Below are 18,420 nucleotides of genomic sequence, written 5' to 3'. Positions count from 1 at the left end.
ATGTCAGCTTATCCGCATTTATTGAAGCCACTTGATTTAGGCTTTACTACTTTAAAAAACCGTGTGCTTATGGGGTCTATGCATATTGGTTTAGAAGAAGCACCACAGGGATATGAACGCATGGCTGCGTTTTATGCTGAGCGTGCAAAAGGTGATGTGGGTTTAATTGTAACTGGCGGTGTTTCTCCGAATGATGATGGTGTTGTATTTAGCCATGGTACGAAGTTGGATACAGTTGAAGAAGCTGAAAAACATAAAGTGATTACCCAAGCTGTTCATGAAGCTGGCGGTAAAATTGCTATGCAGATTTTACATACGGGACGTTATTCTTATCAGCCAAATAACGTTGCTCCTTCAGCAATTCAAGCACCGATTAACCCAATTAAGCCAAAAGCTTTAAGTTCTGCCGAAGTGCAGCAGACAATTGATGACTTTGCAAACTGCGCCAAACTTGCTCAGTATGCGGGTTATGATGGCGTGGAAATCATGGGTTCTGAAGGTTATTTAATTAATGAGTTCATTGCTGCGCGTACGAATCATCGTGATGACGAATGGGGCGGTAGCTATGAAAACCGTATTCGTTTTCCTATTGAAATCGTAAAACGTACACGTGCTTTAGTGGGTGAAAACTTTATCATTATTTATCGTCTATCGATGCTTGATTTAGTTGAAGGTGGTTCAAGTATTGAAGAAGTAATTCAGCTTGCAAAAGAAATTGAAAAAGCAGGTGCAACTATTATTAATACAGGGATTGGCTGGCATGAAGCTCGTATCCCAACAATTGCGACCAAAGTTCCTCGTGCTGCGTTTACGTGGGTTACTGAAAAACTTAAAGGTGAAGTCTCTATTCCTTTAGTTACTTCTAACCGAATTAATACACCAGAAATGGCTGAGCATGTATTGGCATCCGGTCATGCTGATATGGTGTCTATGGCACGCCCAATGCTCGCTGATGCTGAGTTTGTCTTAAAGGCAAGTGAAGGCCGTAGTGATGAAATTAATACATGTATTGGGTGTAACCAAGCTTGTTTAGATCACATTTTCTCAATGAAAATTGCAACTTGTTTAGTGAACCCGCGTGCATGTTATGAAACTGAACTTATTTTTAAAGATGCACAAGTTCAAAAGAATATTGCTGTTATTGGTGCAGGACCTGCGGGTTTAAGTTTTGCTGTATATGCAGCTGACCGTGGACATCAAGTTAAAATTTTTGAGGCTAGTCATCAAATTGGTGGCCAATTTAATATTGCAAAGACTGTTCCTGGAAAAGAAGAGTTCTATGAAACCTTACGCTACTTTGCTCGCCAAATTGAGTTACGACCAAACATTGAGTTGATTTTGAACCATAAAGCAACTTATGAAGAATTAAGCCAAGCAAATTTTGATGAAATTGTGGTTGCAACTGGTGTAACGCCTCGTCAATTACAATTTGAAGGTATTGATCATCCTAAAGTTCTCAGCTATTTACAAGTTTTAAAAGAACGTGTGCCAGTGGGACAACGTGTAGCCATTATTGGGGCAGGTGGTATTGGTTTTGATACGGCTGAATATCTCACTCACGAAGGTGAAAGTGGCAGTTTAAACCCAGAAAAGTTTTATGAAGAATGGGGAATTGACACTCAATATGAGCATGTAGGTGGCTTAAAACAGCCAAAAGTTGAGACTTCTGAACGAGAAATCTATTTACTGCAACGTAAGACTGCTGTTGTCGGTGCAGGTTTAGGTAAAACTACAGGATGGATTCATCGTGCAGGCCTTAAAAATCGCCAAGTTAAAATGCTTGCAGGCGTTCAATACAACAAAGTAGATGATCAGGGCTTACATATCACTATAGATGGGCAACCGAGTGTGCTTGAAGTTGATCATGTTGTGATTTGTGCGGGTCAAGAATCTTTCACTGCAATGTATGACCAATTAAAAACAGAAGGTAAAAATGTTCATTTAATTGGTGGTGCTAAAGAGGCAGGAGAGCTAGATGCAAAGCGTGCAATACGTCAAGGTGCTGAATTAGCAGCAGTACTATAAATATTGTGGGGCATTTCTTTATACCGAAATGCCCCTAACGTTATTGGTTAAATTACAGGATAAAATAACAATGACACTTGAAACTACAAAACAGTCTTTAGAAAAATGGCATCACATGATTCAGGCAGGTAACTTGTCTGATCTAAATGATTTACTGGCAGATGACGTAGTTTTTCGTTCACCAGTTGCCTATAAACCTTATGAAGGAAAGCAGGTCGTTTTCTTTATTCTTACCAATGTCATCCAAGTGTTCGAAAACTTCACTTATCATCGTGAGTTTTATACAGAAGATGGCGAGAATGTAGTGCTTGAGTTCAGTGCTAATGTCAGTGGTAAATCATTAAAAGGTATTGATATGATTCGTTTTAATGAACAAGGCAAAATTGTTGATTTTGAAGTAATGATTCGTCCAATGAGTGGCTTAGCTGCGCTGGCTGAACAAATGGGTATAAGAATTGCCAAGTTTCAACCACAATAATTTTAATAAATAGCCTAAGTGAGATAGAGATTAATAGAATGTGGTTAAAACTTTCAACTTTAGCATTGTTACCTGTAATTTTTGTGCAGGGAACAAAGGTTCGTAAGAATACACCACGCTTGCTAGAAGCCAGTGGTGAAAGAGAAGGCATGGTTGGTAAGGGCAGACCATTGTCTCTGCTTATTTTAGGAGACTCTGCCGCAGCGGGAGTTGGCGTTGAAACACAACAAGATGCTTTATCTGGCGCAATTATTTCTGAGTTACAAAATCAATATTTGATAAATTGGAAACTTCATGCAAAAACAGGTGATACTACTAAGCAGGTTTTTCAAGCTTTACAGTATTTAGAGCCGCAAAATTATGATGTTGTTGTTACATCTATTGGCGTTAATGATGTGACAAAATTAACGTCAGCAAATTCATGGATAAAACAACAAAAGCAATTATTTGAATATATACAAGCACGTTTTCAGCCTAAACTCATTATTGTTTCAGGCGTTCCGCCCATGCAACATTTTCCAGCTTTACCCAATCCATTGGCTTGGTTGTTTGGAAAATACGCGGAGCAAATGAATCAAGTGTTATATAACTGGGTAGAAGCACAAAACCAATTTAGATTCATTCAATATGATATTGAAAGTTTTCAAGCTTTGAATCTGCCTATGGCAAGTGATGGCTTTCATCCAAGCAAAGAAATTTATGCAATTTGGGGACAGCAGGTTGCAGCATTAGTGCGGCAATCATTTAACTCATAATCAGAGGTCGTGATTGGATATGGGCATATCTACTTTAAATAAAATTAAAGCTTTCGGTTCAGAATTGTTTGACTCAGTACTCGGTGCTGAACAGCCAAAAATCTATTATGACCCACAAGGGAAAATTAAAGATGTTTTGGATAAGTTGCCCCAACTTAAGCAGAAATATCGTCCTACACCATGGTTAACTAACAATCATGTCCATCTTTTATATTTCGATATTATTAGAAAAAAAACCATCAAGCTTGAATATGACCGTATTGAGCAACTCAGCATGAAAGATGGTGGCGTAACTGCAATTGCATGGTATGGCTATAATCTTCCGAAAGATACTCCCACGGTGGTTATCATGCACACCATTACAGGAACACCTGAAAGTATGCGTGAATTGGTGAGAGATATTCATCAATATACGGGATGGAGAATAGCACTATGCTTACGCCGTGGGCATGCGGGTTTACCTATGCCTGTACCACAGATTTCTCTTTTCGGATCAACAAGTGATCTTAAAGAGCAGCTTACGCATATTCAAAGTTTGTTTCCTGAATCGGATTTGTATGCAGTTGGTTCTTCTGCTGGCACAGGATTGTTAGTTCGTTATTTGGGTGAGCAAGGCACTGACACACCATTTAAAGCTGCTTTTGCAATGTGCCCAGGCTACAACACGGAGATTGGCTTTAAAAATGTTCACCCGTTTTATAGCAAAATGATGACCAAAAAGTTATTTAAATATTTTATTCATCCTTATCAAAGTACTTGGAATCAGATTGCTTCTTTAGAAAAAGTTCTTGCAACGACGAGTCTCGAAGAGTTTGAAAAAGAATACTTTGAAATGGCAGGCTTTCAGGACTATCAAAGTTATTGTCAGGCAATTAATCCAATTTATGTATTTGAAAATGTCAAAATTCCATTAATGATTCTTAATGCTGAAGATGATCCAGTATGCTCTATTAAAAATTTAGAGCCTTATAAAGAAACTATTCAGCAAATGAGTAATATTGCAGTGGTAACCACTAAAAAGGGAAGTCATTGTGGTTTTTACGAAGGTTGGAAAAGTACTTCATGGGCAGCCAAATTAATATCGAATTATTTTATGGTTGATCATAAAAAGTGACGGTATTGCCGTAATTGATTACATAAAGCCCATTCAATAGATGGGCTTTATGGTTTTATTGGATCAGGATAAAAGCAATTTCGGATCTTTCAGTTCAATTTTGATTTTGGTACTAGCAACGAGGTCTTTTTCATCTGTTTGGTTAGGGTGAAAATCAAATCGATAATAGTCAAAAAATTTAGGAATCAATGTTCTGTATTGCTTATTAGCAAAACTAAAGAACTTACGCCAAGATTTAAAATTAAGTAGTTGGCGATCTCGGTTCATAAGAACGAATTGATAGATTGTTGAGAAGCCCGTAATTAAAAATAAACTTAAAGTGAAGACGGTGATACGTGGCAGATATGCGCTTAGCCCATTTCCATATAAGTGTTCATAAAGATCAAAGGCGACAGCTTTATGTTCAGTTTCTTCAATGCTGTGCCATAACCATAAATTACGGATCGTTGAGTCTGTCATGAGTTCATTAACAGACTGCATCATGCTCACTACAAGTACCGCGGTATAGTGCTCTAAGCCAACTGTTACGAGCAAATTCCATTTTTTACTAAAAACTTTTTCAATACTTTTTAAAACGATACCAGTTGCTTTTTCCAAAGATTCGGGATCAAGGCCATGTTGCTGGGCGCTGACATGAAAGGCATGATGCTCTTTTGAATGCATTGCTTCTTGACCAATAAATGCGCTGATTTCGCGATCTAGAATTTCATTTGATTTTGCTTTGGCACGTAAGGCTCGAACTGAACGAACAAAATATGATTCACCCTCGGGGAACAATGTAGATAAACCCGTAAAATAATGTGTAAAAGTGGGTTCGTTATTACACCAATAGCGAGGTACATTTTCAAAATTATAGTCCATACGACGGACTGGAAATGAGGCAGGCACGCGATTTGATACGGTATTCATTTTAAGCTCCAATCTTCTTTTAATTAGAGTTCCAAAAAGGAACTTGATTAAAAATTACATCTCAGAATAGGGAACGTCAATGCTTTTTCAAGTGAAAGAAGTAGGTTGTCCTAAATTGATATCTAGGGAAACTTTAAAGACAAATTGGAATAAAAAAGTGAAACTAATGAGTGAATTGATAATTTTAATAATATTTAAAAAGCCCAAATCAAGTGTTTAATTTGGGCATATTCATACGAGAACTTAGTTTTTAAGCGCTGGCGTAGCAGCAGCAATTGCAGCGGCAACAGCATCATCTTCAGTTTGAGATGGTTCTGCTGGCTTAGCAGGTTTAGACTGAGCTTTCTCAGGCTTAGGTTCTGCTTTTGGCTCAGGTTTAGGTTCTGGCTTCGGCTCTGCTTTAGGTTGTTCAGAAACAGTTGTTTGTGAATTTTGCTCAGAATGGGCAGGACGAGTTTCACGGCGAATTTCAGTTGTAGTATTCGCTGTTTCTTCGTGGTGAACTTCGACTTGCGTTGGTTCCTGAGTTTGAGCTTCTTCAGTTTTAACACTTTCTAAAGACTCAAATTTTGCAGGTTCAGCAGGTTTAGGTTCTGAAACAGCAGTTTCAACCTTTTCTTGCTCTTCTTCTGGTGTTTCTTTTTTGACGCATGCGGTTAACAATAGTCCAGCCGCAATAGCAGCACAGATTAAAAGTTTTTTATTTGCCATTGTCCTAAACAACATTTAATTGAGGAGCTCGCATTATAACAGCAAAAGAGAATGAAAAAATCATGTGAGATTGACCTAATTTTTTATTAAAAATGCTGATAGAATAGCCAGTTGTTTAATGATCTTTGAATTGGTGCGGTTTGACTTTGCTTTATAGGGGCAGAGTACAGTAAAATTGCCCAACATTGTAGGCCGATTTCGGCTTGATTGTACGAGAAACTTAATGACCCATTTTATTTTTGTTACTGGTGGTGTGGTTTCATCGCTAGGTAAAGGTATTTCTGCTGCTTCAGTTGCTGCACTTTTGGAAGCCCGTGGCTTAAAAGTCACAATGGTTAAAATGGATCCTTACATTAATGTCGATCCGGGGACAATGAGTCCTTTCCAACATGGTGAAGTTTTTGTCACAGAGGATGGTGCCGAAACTGATCTAGACTTGGGTTATTACGAACGTTTCTTACGTCGTGCGAAAATGACCAAACTGAATAACTTTACTAGTGGCCGTGTTTATCAAGATGTTTTAAATAAAGAACGTCGTGGTGACTACTTAGGCGGTACGGTTCAAGTTATTCCACATATTACTGACAATATTAAAGAACGCGTACTTCGTGCTGGTGAGGGTTACGACGTTGCAATCGTTGAGATTGGTGGTACGGTTGGTGATATCGAATCACTTCCATTTATGGAGTCAGTTCGTCAGTTAATGGTTGAGCTTGGTCATAAACGTACCATGCTTATGCATTTAACTTTGTTGCCATATATTAAATCGGCAGCAGAGCTTAAGACGAAACCAACTCAGCATTCTGTAAAAGAATTACTTTCAATTGGTATTCAGCCAGATATTTTAATCTGCCGTACTGAATATGATGTAGATGTTGATACTAAACGCAAAATTGCATTGTTCACTAACGTGGAAGCGCGTGCCGTTGTGGTATGTAAAGATGCGAAAACGATTTATCAAATTCCACGTACTTTCTATGAACAAAATGTTGATGACTTGATCTGTGAGCGTTTTGGATTTAATGATCTTCCAGAAGCAAACTTAGAAGATTGGGACAATGTAGTCGAAGCATTACTTAATCCTGAATACACTTTACGTGTAGCTATGGTTGGTAAATATGTTGAATTACCAGATGCTTATAAATCTGTTAATGAAGCATTGTTACATGCAGGCATCAAAAACCGTGTGAAAGTACAGATTGACTATGTCAATGCTGAAGAGCTTGAAAGCCAAGACGTTTCTATTTTGCAAACAGCTGACGCAATCTTAGTCCCAGGTGGCTTTGGTGAGCGTGGTACTGAAGGCAAAATGAAAGCTATTCAATATGCACGTGAAAACAAAGTTCCATTCTTAGGTATTTGTTTAGGCATGCAATTGGCTGTAATCGAATATGCACGTCATGTTGCAGCAATACCAGAAGCATCTTCTACAGAGTTTAACCGTTCTACGAAGTATCCATTGATTGGTTTAATTACTGAATGGTTAGATGAGCGTGGCGAGTTACAACAACGTAGCGTTGAGTCTGATTTAGGCGGAACTATGCGTTTGGGTGCACAAAAATCTGAATTGGTTGAAGGCACTAAAACACGTGAAGTCTATGGTAAAGCAGAAATTACTGAGCGCCATCGTCACCGTTATGAAATGAATAACCGTTTCATTGAGGCGATTGAACAAGCTGGTATGAAGATTTCTGGTTACTCTTCGGCACAACATTTGGTTGAAACTGTAGAAATTCCTGAACATCCTTGGTTTATTGCTGTACAATTCCACCCGGAATTTACAAGTTCACCACGTGATGGACATCCATTATTTGCTAGTTTTATTGACGCTGCGAAAACACAGCATCAAAAAAGTAAATAATGCGATTTTAAATAAACTGGGAAAGTTTAAATGTCACAATTAAAACCACAAGAAGTTGTACGTTTAGGCGATATACAAATGGCAAATCATTTGCCATTTGTATTATTTGGCGGAATGAACGTACTTGAATCAAAAGATTTAGCTTTCGAAATTGCAGAAACTTATGTTGATATCTGCAAACGCTTAGATATTCCTTATGTATTTAAAGCGAGTTTCGATAAAGCAAATCGTTCTAGTCTGCATTCATTCCGTGGTCCTGGACTTGAAAAAGGTATTGAATGGTTAGGCGATATTAAAAAACATTTTAATGTTCCTATCATTACCGATGTTCATGAGCCACACCAAGCTGAAGCAGTTGCAGAAGTAGCTGATATTATTCAGTTACCGGCTTTCTTAAGTCGCCAAACTGATCTTGTTGAAGCGATGGCAAAAACACAGGCTATTATTAACATTAAGAAAGCTCAGTTTTTGGCACCTCATGAAATGCGTCATATTCTGAATAAATGTTTAGAAGCAGGAAACGATAAATTAATTCTTTGTGAGCGCGGTTCAGCATTTGGCTATAACAACCTTGTTGTAGATATGCTTGGCTTTGACATCATGAAAGAAATGAATGTTCCTGTTTTCTTTGATGTAACACATGCGTTGCAAACTCCTGGTGGTCGTGCTGACTCGGCAGGTGGTCGTCGTGCTCAAATTACAACTTTAGCACGAGCTGGAATGGCAACAGGCTTGGCTGGATTGTTCTTGGAAGGTCATCCAGACCCAGAACATGCAAAATGCGATGGACCTTGTGCATTACGCATGTCGCAGCTTGAGCCATTCTTGGCACAAATAAAAGAATTGGATACTTTGGTTAAAGGATTCAAAAAGTTAGACACCCATTGAGTTTTTACTCATTTACGCTGCTTTAATCGCAGCTCATATTCATTCAACAGAGGAATTGTTCATGAGCCAAATCGTTGACATCCGTGCACGTGAAATTTTGGACTCTCGTGGTAACCCAACCATCGAAGCAGACGTAATTTTAGAATCTGGGGTTGTTGGTCGTGCATGTGCACCATCTGGTGCTTCAACTGGTTCTCGTGAAGCTTTAGAACTACGTGACGGTGATAAATCACGTTACTTAGGTAAAGGCGTTAAAACTGCGGTTAACAACGTAAACACGATTATCCGTGACGCTTTAGTGGGCAAATCAGTATTCGAACAAAAAGACATCGATAATACGATGATCGAACTTGATGGTACTGAAAACAAAGAAAAATTGGGTGCAAATGCAACTTTGGCTGTGTCACTAGCTGTTGCGCGCGCTGCTGCTGATGAAAAGAAAATTCCTCTTTTCCAATACATCGCTGACTTACGTGGTCAAAAGATTTTGACTATGCCTGTACCAATGATGAACATCATCAATGGTGGTTCACATGCTGACAACAACGTTGATATTCAAGAGTTTATGATTGAGCCAGTAGGCTTCACTTCATTTGCTGAAGCATTACGCGCTGGTGCTGAAATCTTCCATTCACTAAAATCAGTTTTAAACAAAAAGGGTTTAAACACTGCTGTAGGTGATGAAGGTGGTTTTGCTCCAAACTTGCGTTCAAACGAAGAAGCAATCACTGTTATTCTTGAAGCTATCGGTCAAACTGGTTACAAAGCTGGTTCTGATATTATGTTGGCGCTTGACTGTGCATCTTCAGAATTCTACAAAAATGGTCAATATGTTCTTGCGGGTGAAGGCAATAAAGCATTCACAAGCAACCAGTTCTCTGACTATTTAGCAGGCCTTGTAAACCAATATCCAATTATCTCAATTGAAGATGGTTTAGATGAATCAGATTGGGAAGGTTGGTCTTACTTGACATCTATCCTTGGTGACAAAATCCAATTGGTTGGTGATGACCTGTTCGTTACAAACCCTAAGATTTTACAACGTGGTATTAATGAGAAAGTAGGTAACTCTATTTTAATCAAATACAACCAAATTGGTACGTTGACTGAAACTCTTGATGCAATTTACCTTGCTAAAGAAAATGGTTATACAACTGTAATTTCTCACCGTTCTGGCGAAACTGAAGATTCAACTATTGCTGACTTAGCAGTAGGTACAGCAGCTGGTCAAATTAAGACTGGTTCACTTTGCCGTTCTGACCGTGTTTCTAAGTACAACCAATTACTTCGTATTGAAGAATTGACTAAAGCTGCTTACCGCGGTAAAGCAGAGTTTAAAGGTTTAAACTAATCTTTAAATAAAAAGTTAAAATTAGTTTTTTAACATTTTAAGGTGCTATTTTTAATAAAAAATAGCACCTTTTTTATTATCCTAGACGACGGGTTTTTAACGACTTAGCCCAACTATGGTGTTTGCAACGAGAACATTCTTGATCGAGTGTATTTAGAATTTTAGTTTCACCACATTTCATGCATGAATAAAAAGTATTGATTTTAAGTACGTCAGCTTTGCAATAAGCATCTGGGAATAGGGGGAGTCCCCATTTTACCTCTTCATCTTCATAGTAAAGTAAACTCAAAATACCATCGGATTCAAGCAGTGCTGTTCTTACTTGACCTAAATGTTCAACATTTTGTTGGCGCATCTCTGAGAAAAACTCATCATGTGAATATGATTGTTTCTGGAAATCTTTGTAAACCAAAAGTCCATCTTTGACTACACAGAGAGCTCTTCCTTCCAATAAGTCTTCAATTTTTTTATGTTTCACCATCGCCCAAGTTACAAGACGATAGAGAAAAAGAATAACGATAAATACGACAAAAGCATGAGAAATAGGTAACTCCTTGGTAAACATTGGATCACCAGCAGCCGAGCCTAAACATAAAATAATTGCGAGTTCAAAAAGGGAGAGTTGGCGAACACCACGTTTACCTGATAGTCTTAAAAAACTAATAATAATGATAAACATAAGAAAGCATCGAACCAAGATTTCTAAAATAAAGGTCCAAGTCGTGTCACCTATGAAAATATTAAAAAAATCCATTTTTTCTCCTTTTTAATAGGTATATGAAGTCTTTATAAAATTCTTAGCAAATTAAAAATAGAAAAAATATACTTTTTAAGTAGTTGTTAGTTAAAAATTCGAACTTTATGTGATTTTGTATAAATTCTACTATTAAAAATATTCATTAAAATAAACATTTAGTTGAAGCTTCAATCGTAGAAATAACACTAAGAAAAAATGATTTTAAAGTTATCAAATAAGATAAAAATTTTGATCTGTATGGACTAAATTTAGTCTGTCAATTTTTAAAATGTTTGGTCTTAATATGTATATGATATATTTTAATATTATTGTATTTTAAGCGAATTTTATATGATGAGAAAGCAATATCATTTTAGAAAAGTTGAAAATGATACTTATATTTGGGATGTAGATAATTTAGTAGCATTAACTAGAAATTTTAAAGTAAAAGAAATTTTGCTATCAGAAATAAAAGAATTAAATGAACCCTACTGGTATCCAGATTCTCATCCCACTACTCAAGATATCATTGATCATATGATATTAATTCAAGAAGCAGATTTGGCTTATCCAATAATAATATGCTCACAAGGGAGAATAATGGATGGTATGCATAGGGTAGGGAAGGCGAAAATTTTAGGTGAGGTTAAAATACGTGCTGTACAATTTGATAAAGACCCTCAACCAGATTATATCAATGTTGATGAGGATGATCTGAACTATGATGATTAATTAGCAATAATGGCGAATATGACTCAGTGGCAATCAGGACTGTAGGGAATAGCATCTAAACGTTTTTGAAAAGCACTTGGATTCAGTATATTTTCATACATTTGTTGATATGTTTGTTTATGATCTTCAATGTGATGATAATCAACGATTTCTTGAAGTTTATCTTTATATTCTATATGTCCCGCATGAAACATCGCTGCATAATGGCCCCATAGTGCATATTGATATCGTATGGCTGCCTTTGGAATTAAATTTATTTCGTTTAAATAGCTATGAGCCGTTTTTTCATAACATGCTTTTATTTCATGAGCATCTTTTTTCATTTTTCTTAAGAAAATACATGCATCTCTTGTAGTTGTGAACTATCTGTTTTATTTAAAATTTTTTCGGTAACTATATATGCGTCTTTAAGACAACCTAAGTGAATAAGTACCTTGCGTTTGGTTTTTAAAATATCTAAATTATTATCATTAGAGGGAATTTTTTTTAATAAGTTTTTAAATTTTATATGGGAGGTATCTTGGGGCTGTTCAGCTTTTAGACTGTAAACAATATCATTATATTCAAATATATAAGGGTTAGCAGGTGTATATTGTTTATGATTGCTCTCCATATTAATTATTTTTGAAGGGCTATCATCAGTAGGGTGATCACAAGCGCTTAAACCTAAGCTTACTAAAGAAAACGCTAAAATTTTGTGCACTACAGTTTATACCTTTATTCTCTTTCATGAGATTTATGAAGAATAATAAAATATAAAAGAAAATACTGTGTAGTTTTTTATTTCTCATGTCCATCAGCAGTTCAACAGTCAATTTGAATTTGAAAATTGGTTTATATATTTTTGAATCAATAATATAAAGCCATGGTTTCAGCACCATGATTGAGCAAGATCAATATTTAATCTGTTAGAAATCCAAATTTTGCTGTGTGGATAGCGATTCTTTAATGCAATGATGGATTGGTAATTTAAATTAAACAAATAAGAATAATTATTAACTTAAAGTTGATAACAATTATCATTCGTGTTAATTTTTGTGCCGAACTTTTACTACTGTGTAACAAGGAACAAGGTAGTGGAAGGCTAAAAATATGGTTCAGCACATTAGTTATTATGGAATTTTCTTATGTACAATCCGCCTTTTAGAAAAGCATTTAGAGTTCACCCTTTAGCACTTTCTATGGCTTTAACGGTACCTTCATTTGTTTATGCAGAACAAACCGAAACAACCACTTTAGCAACGATAAAAGTACAAGCAGAACAAGAAAATCCGGCCGTTACTGAAGGTTCTGGGAGCTATACTGTAAAAAGCACAAATACTTCTACAAAATTAAATTTATCTCTTCGTGAAACTCCTCAATCGGTCAAAGTTTTAACCCGTGAATATTTAGATGATCGAAAAATCGATTCCTTTCAAGATTTAATGAATAATATTACGGGTGTTTCAACCTCACGTACCGATGAACGTCAAAGAGTTTATGCACGTGGTTTTGAGGTGGATTATTACTTATTAGATGGAATGCCTAGCACAACCAACTTAAGTATAGGCGATCTTGATCTAGATATTTATGATCGTGTCGAAGTCGTAAAGGGTGCAAGTGGCCTAACCACAGGTGCGGGAAACCCAGCGATGGCGCTGAACATGATTCGGAAACATGCAAATTCAAAAGAACTCACTGGTAATGTCAGCACATCTTTAGGCTCATGGAACTCTTGGAGTAGCTCAGCAGATGTTTCCACGCCACTTAATGCAGATGGATCATTGCGTGGTCGCATGTTTGTAAAACATTCTGATGAAAAATCATTTATGGATTTCTATGAGAAAGAACGCAATGTATTTTATGGTGCGGTTGATTATGATTTGAGTGATAAAACAAGCATGTCGCTTGGTGCAACTTATCAAGAGTTACATCGTGATGGTATTCGTTGGGGCGGTACACCTGCTTTTTATACTGATGGGACTCGTACCAATTTTTCCAGAGGCTTAACAGTAAGTGCACCTTGGACTTATTGGGATGTAAATACAACGGCAGTATTTGCGAACTTAAAGCAGAATTTATTTAATGATGTTAATTTAAATATTGCTTATACCTTCCGTAAAGAAGATACAGCTTCTATGTTGCTATATACAGCTGGAAAAGTAGACAAGGCAACCAATACAAGTCCATTAAAAAATGAAGAGGGCAAGGATAATGTCTCAGTATATGGTGCAAAAGCTGCAAATGAAGAAAACAATATTGATGTTTTTATCAATGCTCCATTTACGATTTTTAATCGTCCACAAGAAATCATTATTGGTGGATCGTGGAATAAGAATGAAAAGACAAAAGATATTTTTGGTGGATCTAACACAAACCAAGACATTGAAAAGTATTTAGGTGGACCACTTAATTATAATGATATGGCTCAAGAGTTGCTTCAGCCTGTTGTTTTAAATGGTAAAAATGCGCTGAATGAAACCACACAAACTGCTGCTTATGTTGCTGGTAAATTTCAAATTTTGGATCCTTTGAAAATTATTGCTGGTGCACGTTTATCTAATTGGGAATATAAGTCTGAAAATGATAAAGGTAACCGTGAATTTAACAATGAATTAGCACCATATGTTGGCGCTATTTATGATTTTGCCCAAGATCATTCTGTGTATGCGAGTTATACAGAAATTTTTAAACCTCAAGAACGTAAAGATATAAATGATCAATATATAGATCCGATTACAGGTAAGAGTTATGAGGTTGGCTTAAAGAGCGAATGGTTTGGAGGGCGTTTAAATACAGCATTGTCAGTATTCCGCATAGAACAATCTAATTTTGCTGAATCGATACCGGGAGTATTTATTGTCCGTAATGGTACACAAACTACAGAGCAGGCCTATCGCGCTGTAGATGGGGTTAAAAGTAAAGGTTTTGAATTTGAAGCTGATGGCGAGATTAATGACAATTGGGGTATTAACTTTGGTATTGCTAATTTTGAAGCAAAAGATGCACAAGGCACAAAGGTTAATACGACAAACTCTCGAACAACCTCGAATCTATTTGTTAAGTACAAACTTGATCAATGGAGTGCAGGGCTTGGTTTAAATTATAAGAGTAAATACTATACGGGAAGTGGAAGCTCTCGTATTGAGCAAGATGCGTATGTTTTAGCAAGTGCGATGCTTGGCTATCAAGTGGATAAAAATATCAAACTTCAATTGAATATCGATAATATTTTTGATGAAAAATATTATGAAGGTATTGGTGCTAACTCAATGAATTGGGGCACACCACGAAATGCAACGTTGAGTGTTCGTTATAATTTCTGATTTAAACTCACATAAGAAAATGATTTATAAAGTCCTTGAAAGAGGGCTTTTATTCTTTTTTAAGCTCGTTTTAAAAGAGAAGAAAATCTTGACTTCTTTTTTACAAATATGGTTGTATTGTACAACTATATGTTTTTTACAAATATGGTTGTATTGTACAACTATATGTTGAGTGTGCAGTGATGATTGACCAAAAAATTATTGATGAAATCCGTAGTTCATCTCGAATCATGGTTCGTGAATTAGGTTTTATGAGTTCAACTCTTGCTGCTACTGATTATTCTCCGTCAGCTGTTCATTCTTTACTTGAGCTTGAAAATAGAGGTTCTTTAACCGCTGTACAATTAGGACAGCTTTTAGGTCTAGAGAAATCGAGTGTGAGTAGAATGTTGCTTAAACTCATTAAGGCTGGTGAGATTAAAGAGGAACAAGATAAGAATGATGCCAGACTAAAAGTGATTAAACTTACACCGAAAGGAGTGGATACTGTAAGAAAAATTAATAATTATGGAGAAATGCGAGTTATTCAAGCCATTGAAAAGTTAAACTCTTCTGAACAACTTATTATTGCTCAAGGTTTGACAGCCTATGCTGAATCTTTAGTAGACTGTCGAGGTAATAAAGATCTTATAGATAACAATACTATTGAAATTGTGAGTGGCTACCGCGCAGGTATGATTGGCAGAATCGCAGAAATGCATGGTACTTATTATTATGAAAATTATAATTTTGGACCTTTTTTTGAAGGAAAAGTGGCTACCAATTTAGCTGAGTTCTCTAACCGTCTTTATAAAGACTCTAATAATATTTGGTTGGCAATAAAAAATAATAAGATTGTGGGTTCTGTTGCGATTGATGGTGAAGATTTAGGAAATAACGAGGCTCATCTTCGGTGGTTTATTTTAAGTGACGATTGTCGAGGACAGGGAATCGGCAAAAAGCTATTAAAAGAAGCAATAAACTTTTGTGATCAAAAGCAATTCTCTGCTGTTCAATTATGGACGTTTAGTGGCCTTAGCGCCGCAAGAAAACTTTATGAAACTTTTGGTTTTAAGCTGACGAATGAATGGGAAGGAGACCAATGGGGCAACACCATGTTAGAGCAACAATTTACACGGGTAAATAATGGAAATTAACCATAAGCTTTTCTCGACATAAATTTCTTATACTTAGAATGATTTTTTGTGGGTAGATTGATTTATAAACAGTTGTACTTATAAATATTATTTCCCTTTCAAATTCTATTCATTTTTGACAAAATGAAACATGTCACAATGGTCAATTAAAGTAATATGCCCATTAATAATTTTGCTTAAATTTTTGCAGGAATTGCGCATGCTACTTGTTAATTACTATACAATACAATCTCTTAACGAAAGTTTTTAATTAAAAATCTTAATGATATGTTAGAAGTATTTCGATCCACTTCAAGCAAACTGATATTGCTACTTGTTATTGTTTTAGTAGCTATTCTGCAATATCAATTTTGGTTAGGTGAGGGTGGCTATATCCCTCATCAAGCTCTTATGCAACAAATTCAGCAACAAGCTGAGGTAAATGAAGAGCTTAAAGAACGAAACCGTATTTTGGCAGCAGAGGTTTTTGACCTGAAAAATGGTACAGAAGCAATAGAAGAACATGCTCGCCTTGATCTTGGTTTGGTTAAACCTCACGAGACATTTGTTCAAATGAGTACGATCAGTACCCATTACAAACCTATTTATATTGACCCGAACGCTAAAGTTGATTTGGAAACGAATGAGACACCTGCATCCCCAGATATCCCAGACTAAATTGTGGGCAGTAATTCCAGCTGCAGGATCAGGAAGTCGTTTTTCTAAAACTGAATTGAAGCAGTATCAATATATTCAGGATAGGACTGTTTTAGAACATACGATTGGCCGTATAAGCCAACTTCCATTAAATGGTTATGTTTTGGCAATTGGTGGACAAGATACCTTTGCTCAGACTCTAGCATTTCAAAATATAGATAAGGCGCATTTTTGCATTGGTGGAGCTGAGCGAGTTCATTCAGTTTTAAATGCGTTAAATCATCTTTTAAATTTTGCTGATGAAAATGATTGGGTCCTTGTGCATGATGCGGCTCGCCCTTGTGTAACCCTTGATTGTTTAAATGCACTTGTTGCAAATGCAATTGAATCAAATGAGAGCGCTATTTTAGCAATTCCTGTTCGTGATACTTTAAAGCAGGTTAAGTCAGGCAATCAAATTGATAAAACAGTTAGCCGAGATTTATTATGGCAAGCTCAAACTCCTCAAATTACTAAAATCGGTAAACTAAAAAAAGCAATTGAACACGCTTTAGAAAATAACGTCACTATTACCGATGAGGCAAGTGCACTCGAGTATATGGGTGAAACTGTACAGGTTGTAATGGGGCGTTCGGATAATATAAAAATTACCTATCCCGATGATTTAGAACTTGCACGTTTGATTCTGCAATCTCAGTCATAATTCTATTATTTTTAACTTGCTTAGATGATTTGCCCATCTAAGTAAGTTTTCTACATATCTATTTATAATCACTCATATTCTTTTACATTGATAAGTTTTATGATTTATCAAAATCGTACAACTATACTAGATAATGTTCGATCATCGAACAAAAAATATTTATACCGAACAAAACCATGGTTTGATAACTAGATCAAATTACAAAAATTATCAAGAATGTTTAAAAGGAAATCTAAGGGAAACACTCGGGATTGAGTGAAATATCTATCTGTTCATTCTGCCTCTGTGTGCCTAAATCTCTTATCTATTCCTTCCTGAATGAGCACAATGGAGTTGTCTAATGATTGACAAAAGTAAGTCCTCTCTAAGCGAGGTACTATCGCAGATTAAAGATGGCGCGACCATCCTGATTGGTGGTTTTGGTACCGCAGGACAACCCGCTGAACTCATTGATGGTCTTATTGAACTCGGTGTTAAAGATTTAACGATTGTTAGTAATAACGCCGGTAATGGCGATTATGGTCTGGCTAAACTGCTTAAGGCTGGTTCAGTTAAAAAAGTGATCTGTTCTTTCCCACGTCAATCAGACTCTTATGTTTTTGATGAATTGTATCGTGCCGGAAAAGTCGAGCTTGAAGTAGTTCCGCAAGGTAATCTGGCTTGCCGTATTCAGGCAGCAGGTATGGGACTTGGTGCTGTGTTTACCCCAACAGGTTTTGGAACACTTTTAGCTGAAGGCAAAGAAACCCGTGAAATTGATGGTAAAGATTACGTACTCGAATATCCGATTAAAGCTGATTTTGCCCTGATTAAAGCTTACAAAGGCGATCGCTGGGGCAATCTGGTTTACCGTAAATCTGCCCGTAACTTTGGCCCAATTATGGCCATGGCTGCTGATGTGACCATTGTTCAGGTTTCTGAGGTTGTTGAGCTAGGTGGATTAGATCCAGAGCACATCATCACACCAGGTATCTTTGTACAGCACGTTGTACAAGTAGCGCCCGCACAGTAAGCAATAAGGAGAAATAACATGAGCTACCAGAAACTCAGCCGTGACCAGATTGCAAAACGTGTGGCACA

Annotated in this window: 16 protein-coding genes and 1 pseudogene; 13 read left to right on the top strand and 4 right to left on the bottom strand. The window is 36.6% G+C overall.

The window, feature by feature from the left end; genetic code table 11:
- From AC1PJP_RS00780 to AC1PJP_RS00765, 4 genes are all read left to right on the top strand, one after another.
- On the top strand, positions 1–2,025 hold the full coding sequence (locus tag AC1PJP_RS00780; RefSeq protein WP_252059353.1) for an NADPH-dependent 2,4-dienoyl-CoA reductase: 2,025 nt from the start codon (positions 1–3) through the stop codon (positions 2,023–2,025).
- 70 nt (positions 2,026–2,095) lie between these two features.
- On the top strand, positions 2,096–2,503 hold the full coding sequence (locus AC1PJP_RS00775; RefSeq protein WP_013197653.1) for a nuclear transport factor 2 family protein: 408 nt from the start codon (positions 2,096–2,098) through the stop codon (positions 2,501–2,503).
- A gap of 38 nt (positions 2,504–2,541) precedes the next feature.
- Positions 2,542–3,258 carry an SGNH/GDSL hydrolase family protein gene (locus AC1PJP_RS00770; RefSeq protein WP_199987550.1) on the top strand — a complete coding sequence of 239 codons (717 nt, stop codon included), beginning with the start codon at positions 2,542–2,544 and terminating at the stop codon, positions 3,256–3,258.
- Positions 3,259–3,277: 19 nt separating this feature from the next.
- Positions 3,278–4,372, top strand: coding sequence for a YheT family hydrolase (locus AC1PJP_RS00765; protein ID WP_282496542.1), 1,095 nt, complete (start codon positions 3,278–3,280; stop codon positions 4,370–4,372).
- Between the two features lie 63 nt (positions 4,373–4,435).
- On the opposite strand, the gene AC1PJP_RS00760 is transcribed toward AC1PJP_RS00765, so the two are convergent.
- Both AC1PJP_RS00760 and AC1PJP_RS00755 read right to left on the bottom strand, forming a co-directional pair.
- The gene (locus AC1PJP_RS00760) at positions 4,436–5,281 is read right to left on the bottom strand and encodes a metal-dependent hydrolase (RefSeq protein ID WP_479766369.1); all 846 of its coding nucleotides are present in this window, start codon (positions 5,279–5,281) and stop codon (positions 4,436–4,438) included.
- Between the two features lie 243 nt (positions 5,282–5,524).
- Positions 5,525–5,992, bottom strand: coding sequence for an internalin (locus AC1PJP_RS00755; RefSeq protein ID WP_479766368.1), 468 nt, complete (start codon positions 5,990–5,992; stop codon positions 5,525–5,527).
- Between the two features lie 223 nt (positions 5,993–6,215).
- On the opposite strand from AC1PJP_RS00755, the gene AC1PJP_RS00750 reads away from it, so the two are divergent.
- The 3 genes from AC1PJP_RS00750 to eno all read left to right on the top strand — a co-directional run bounded on the left by AC1PJP_RS00750 (position 6,216) and on the right by eno (position 10,092).
- Positions 6,216–7,853 carry a CTP synthase gene (locus tag AC1PJP_RS00750; protein WP_479766367.1) on the top strand — a complete coding sequence of 546 codons (1,638 nt, stop codon included), beginning with the start codon at positions 6,216–6,218 and terminating at the stop codon, positions 7,851–7,853.
- A 30-nt stretch (positions 7,854–7,883) separates the two neighbouring features.
- A complete protein-coding gene (kdsA, locus tag AC1PJP_RS00745) occupies positions 7,884–8,741 on the top strand; it encodes a 3-deoxy-8-phosphooctulonate synthase (RefSeq protein WP_003652054.1) in 858 nt (285 codons plus the stop codon).
- Between the two features lie 61 nt (positions 8,742–8,802).
- The gene (eno, locus tag AC1PJP_RS00740) at positions 8,803–10,092 is read left to right on the top strand and encodes a phosphopyruvate hydratase (RefSeq protein ID WP_107880794.1); all 1,290 of its coding nucleotides are present in this window, start codon (positions 8,803–8,805) and stop codon (positions 10,090–10,092) included.
- 76 nt (positions 10,093–10,168) lie between these two features.
- On the opposite strand, the gene AC1PJP_RS00735 is transcribed toward eno, so the two are convergent.
- Positions 10,169–10,846 carry a DUF421 domain-containing protein gene (locus tag AC1PJP_RS00735; RefSeq protein WP_479766366.1) on the bottom strand — a complete coding sequence of 226 codons (678 nt, stop codon included), beginning with the start codon at positions 10,844–10,846 and terminating at the stop codon, positions 10,169–10,171.
- Between the two features lie 336 nt (positions 10,847–11,182).
- Between AC1PJP_RS00735 and AC1PJP_RS00730 the strand changes: the two genes are divergently transcribed.
- Positions 11,183–11,560 (top strand): hypothetical protein, encoded by a 378-nt coding sequence (locus tag AC1PJP_RS00730; protein WP_151768725.1) that lies wholly within the window; start codon positions 11,183–11,185, stop codon positions 11,558–11,560.
- Positions 11,561–11,583: 23 nt separating this feature from the next.
- Here AC1PJP_RS00730 and AC1PJP_RS00725 read toward each other — a convergent pair.
- A pseudogene (locus tag AC1PJP_RS00725) lies at positions 11,584–12,263 on the bottom strand (hypothetical protein).
- Between the two features lie 424 nt (positions 12,264–12,687).
- Between AC1PJP_RS00725 and AC1PJP_RS00720 the strand changes: the two are divergent.
- From AC1PJP_RS00720 to AC1PJP_RS00700, 5 genes are all read left to right on the top strand, one after another.
- Positions 12,688–14,865 carry a TonB-dependent siderophore receptor gene (locus AC1PJP_RS00720; protein WP_479766365.1) on the top strand — a complete coding sequence of 726 codons (2,178 nt, stop codon included), beginning with the start codon at positions 12,688–12,690 and terminating at the stop codon, positions 14,863–14,865.
- Positions 14,866–15,047: 182 nt separating this feature from the next.
- Entirely contained in the window at positions 15,048–16,001 is a 954-nt protein-coding gene (locus AC1PJP_RS00715) for a bifunctional helix-turn-helix transcriptional regulator/GNAT family N-acetyltransferase (RefSeq protein ID WP_282496911.1), read from the top strand.
- 267 nt (positions 16,002–16,268) lie between these two features.
- A complete protein-coding gene (gene ftsB / locus AC1PJP_RS00710) occupies positions 16,269–16,658 on the top strand; it encodes a cell division protein FtsB (protein WP_004643028.1) in 390 nt (129 codons plus the stop codon).
- The gene (gene ispD, locus AC1PJP_RS00705) at positions 16,624–17,340 is read left to right on the top strand and encodes a 2-C-methyl-D-erythritol 4-phosphate cytidylyltransferase (RefSeq protein ID WP_479766364.1); all 717 of its coding nucleotides are present in this window, start codon (positions 16,624–16,626) and stop codon (positions 17,338–17,340) included. The genes ftsB and ispD overlap by 35 nt, the downstream gene beginning before the upstream one ends.
- A gap of 340 nt (positions 17,341–17,680) precedes the next feature.
- Positions 17,681–18,352, top strand: a complete 672-nt coding sequence (locus AC1PJP_RS00700; RefSeq protein WP_009392076.1) for a 3-oxoacid CoA-transferase subunit A — start codon at positions 17,681–17,683, stop codon at positions 18,350–18,352.
- Positions 18,353–18,420: the final 68 nt, after the last annotated feature.

The sequence above is a fragment of the Acinetobacter sp. V116_7 genome (genome assembly GCF_056735735.1).
Note: the sequence above shows the minus strand (reverse complement) of the source record. Positions and strands in the feature narration are given on the sequence as shown.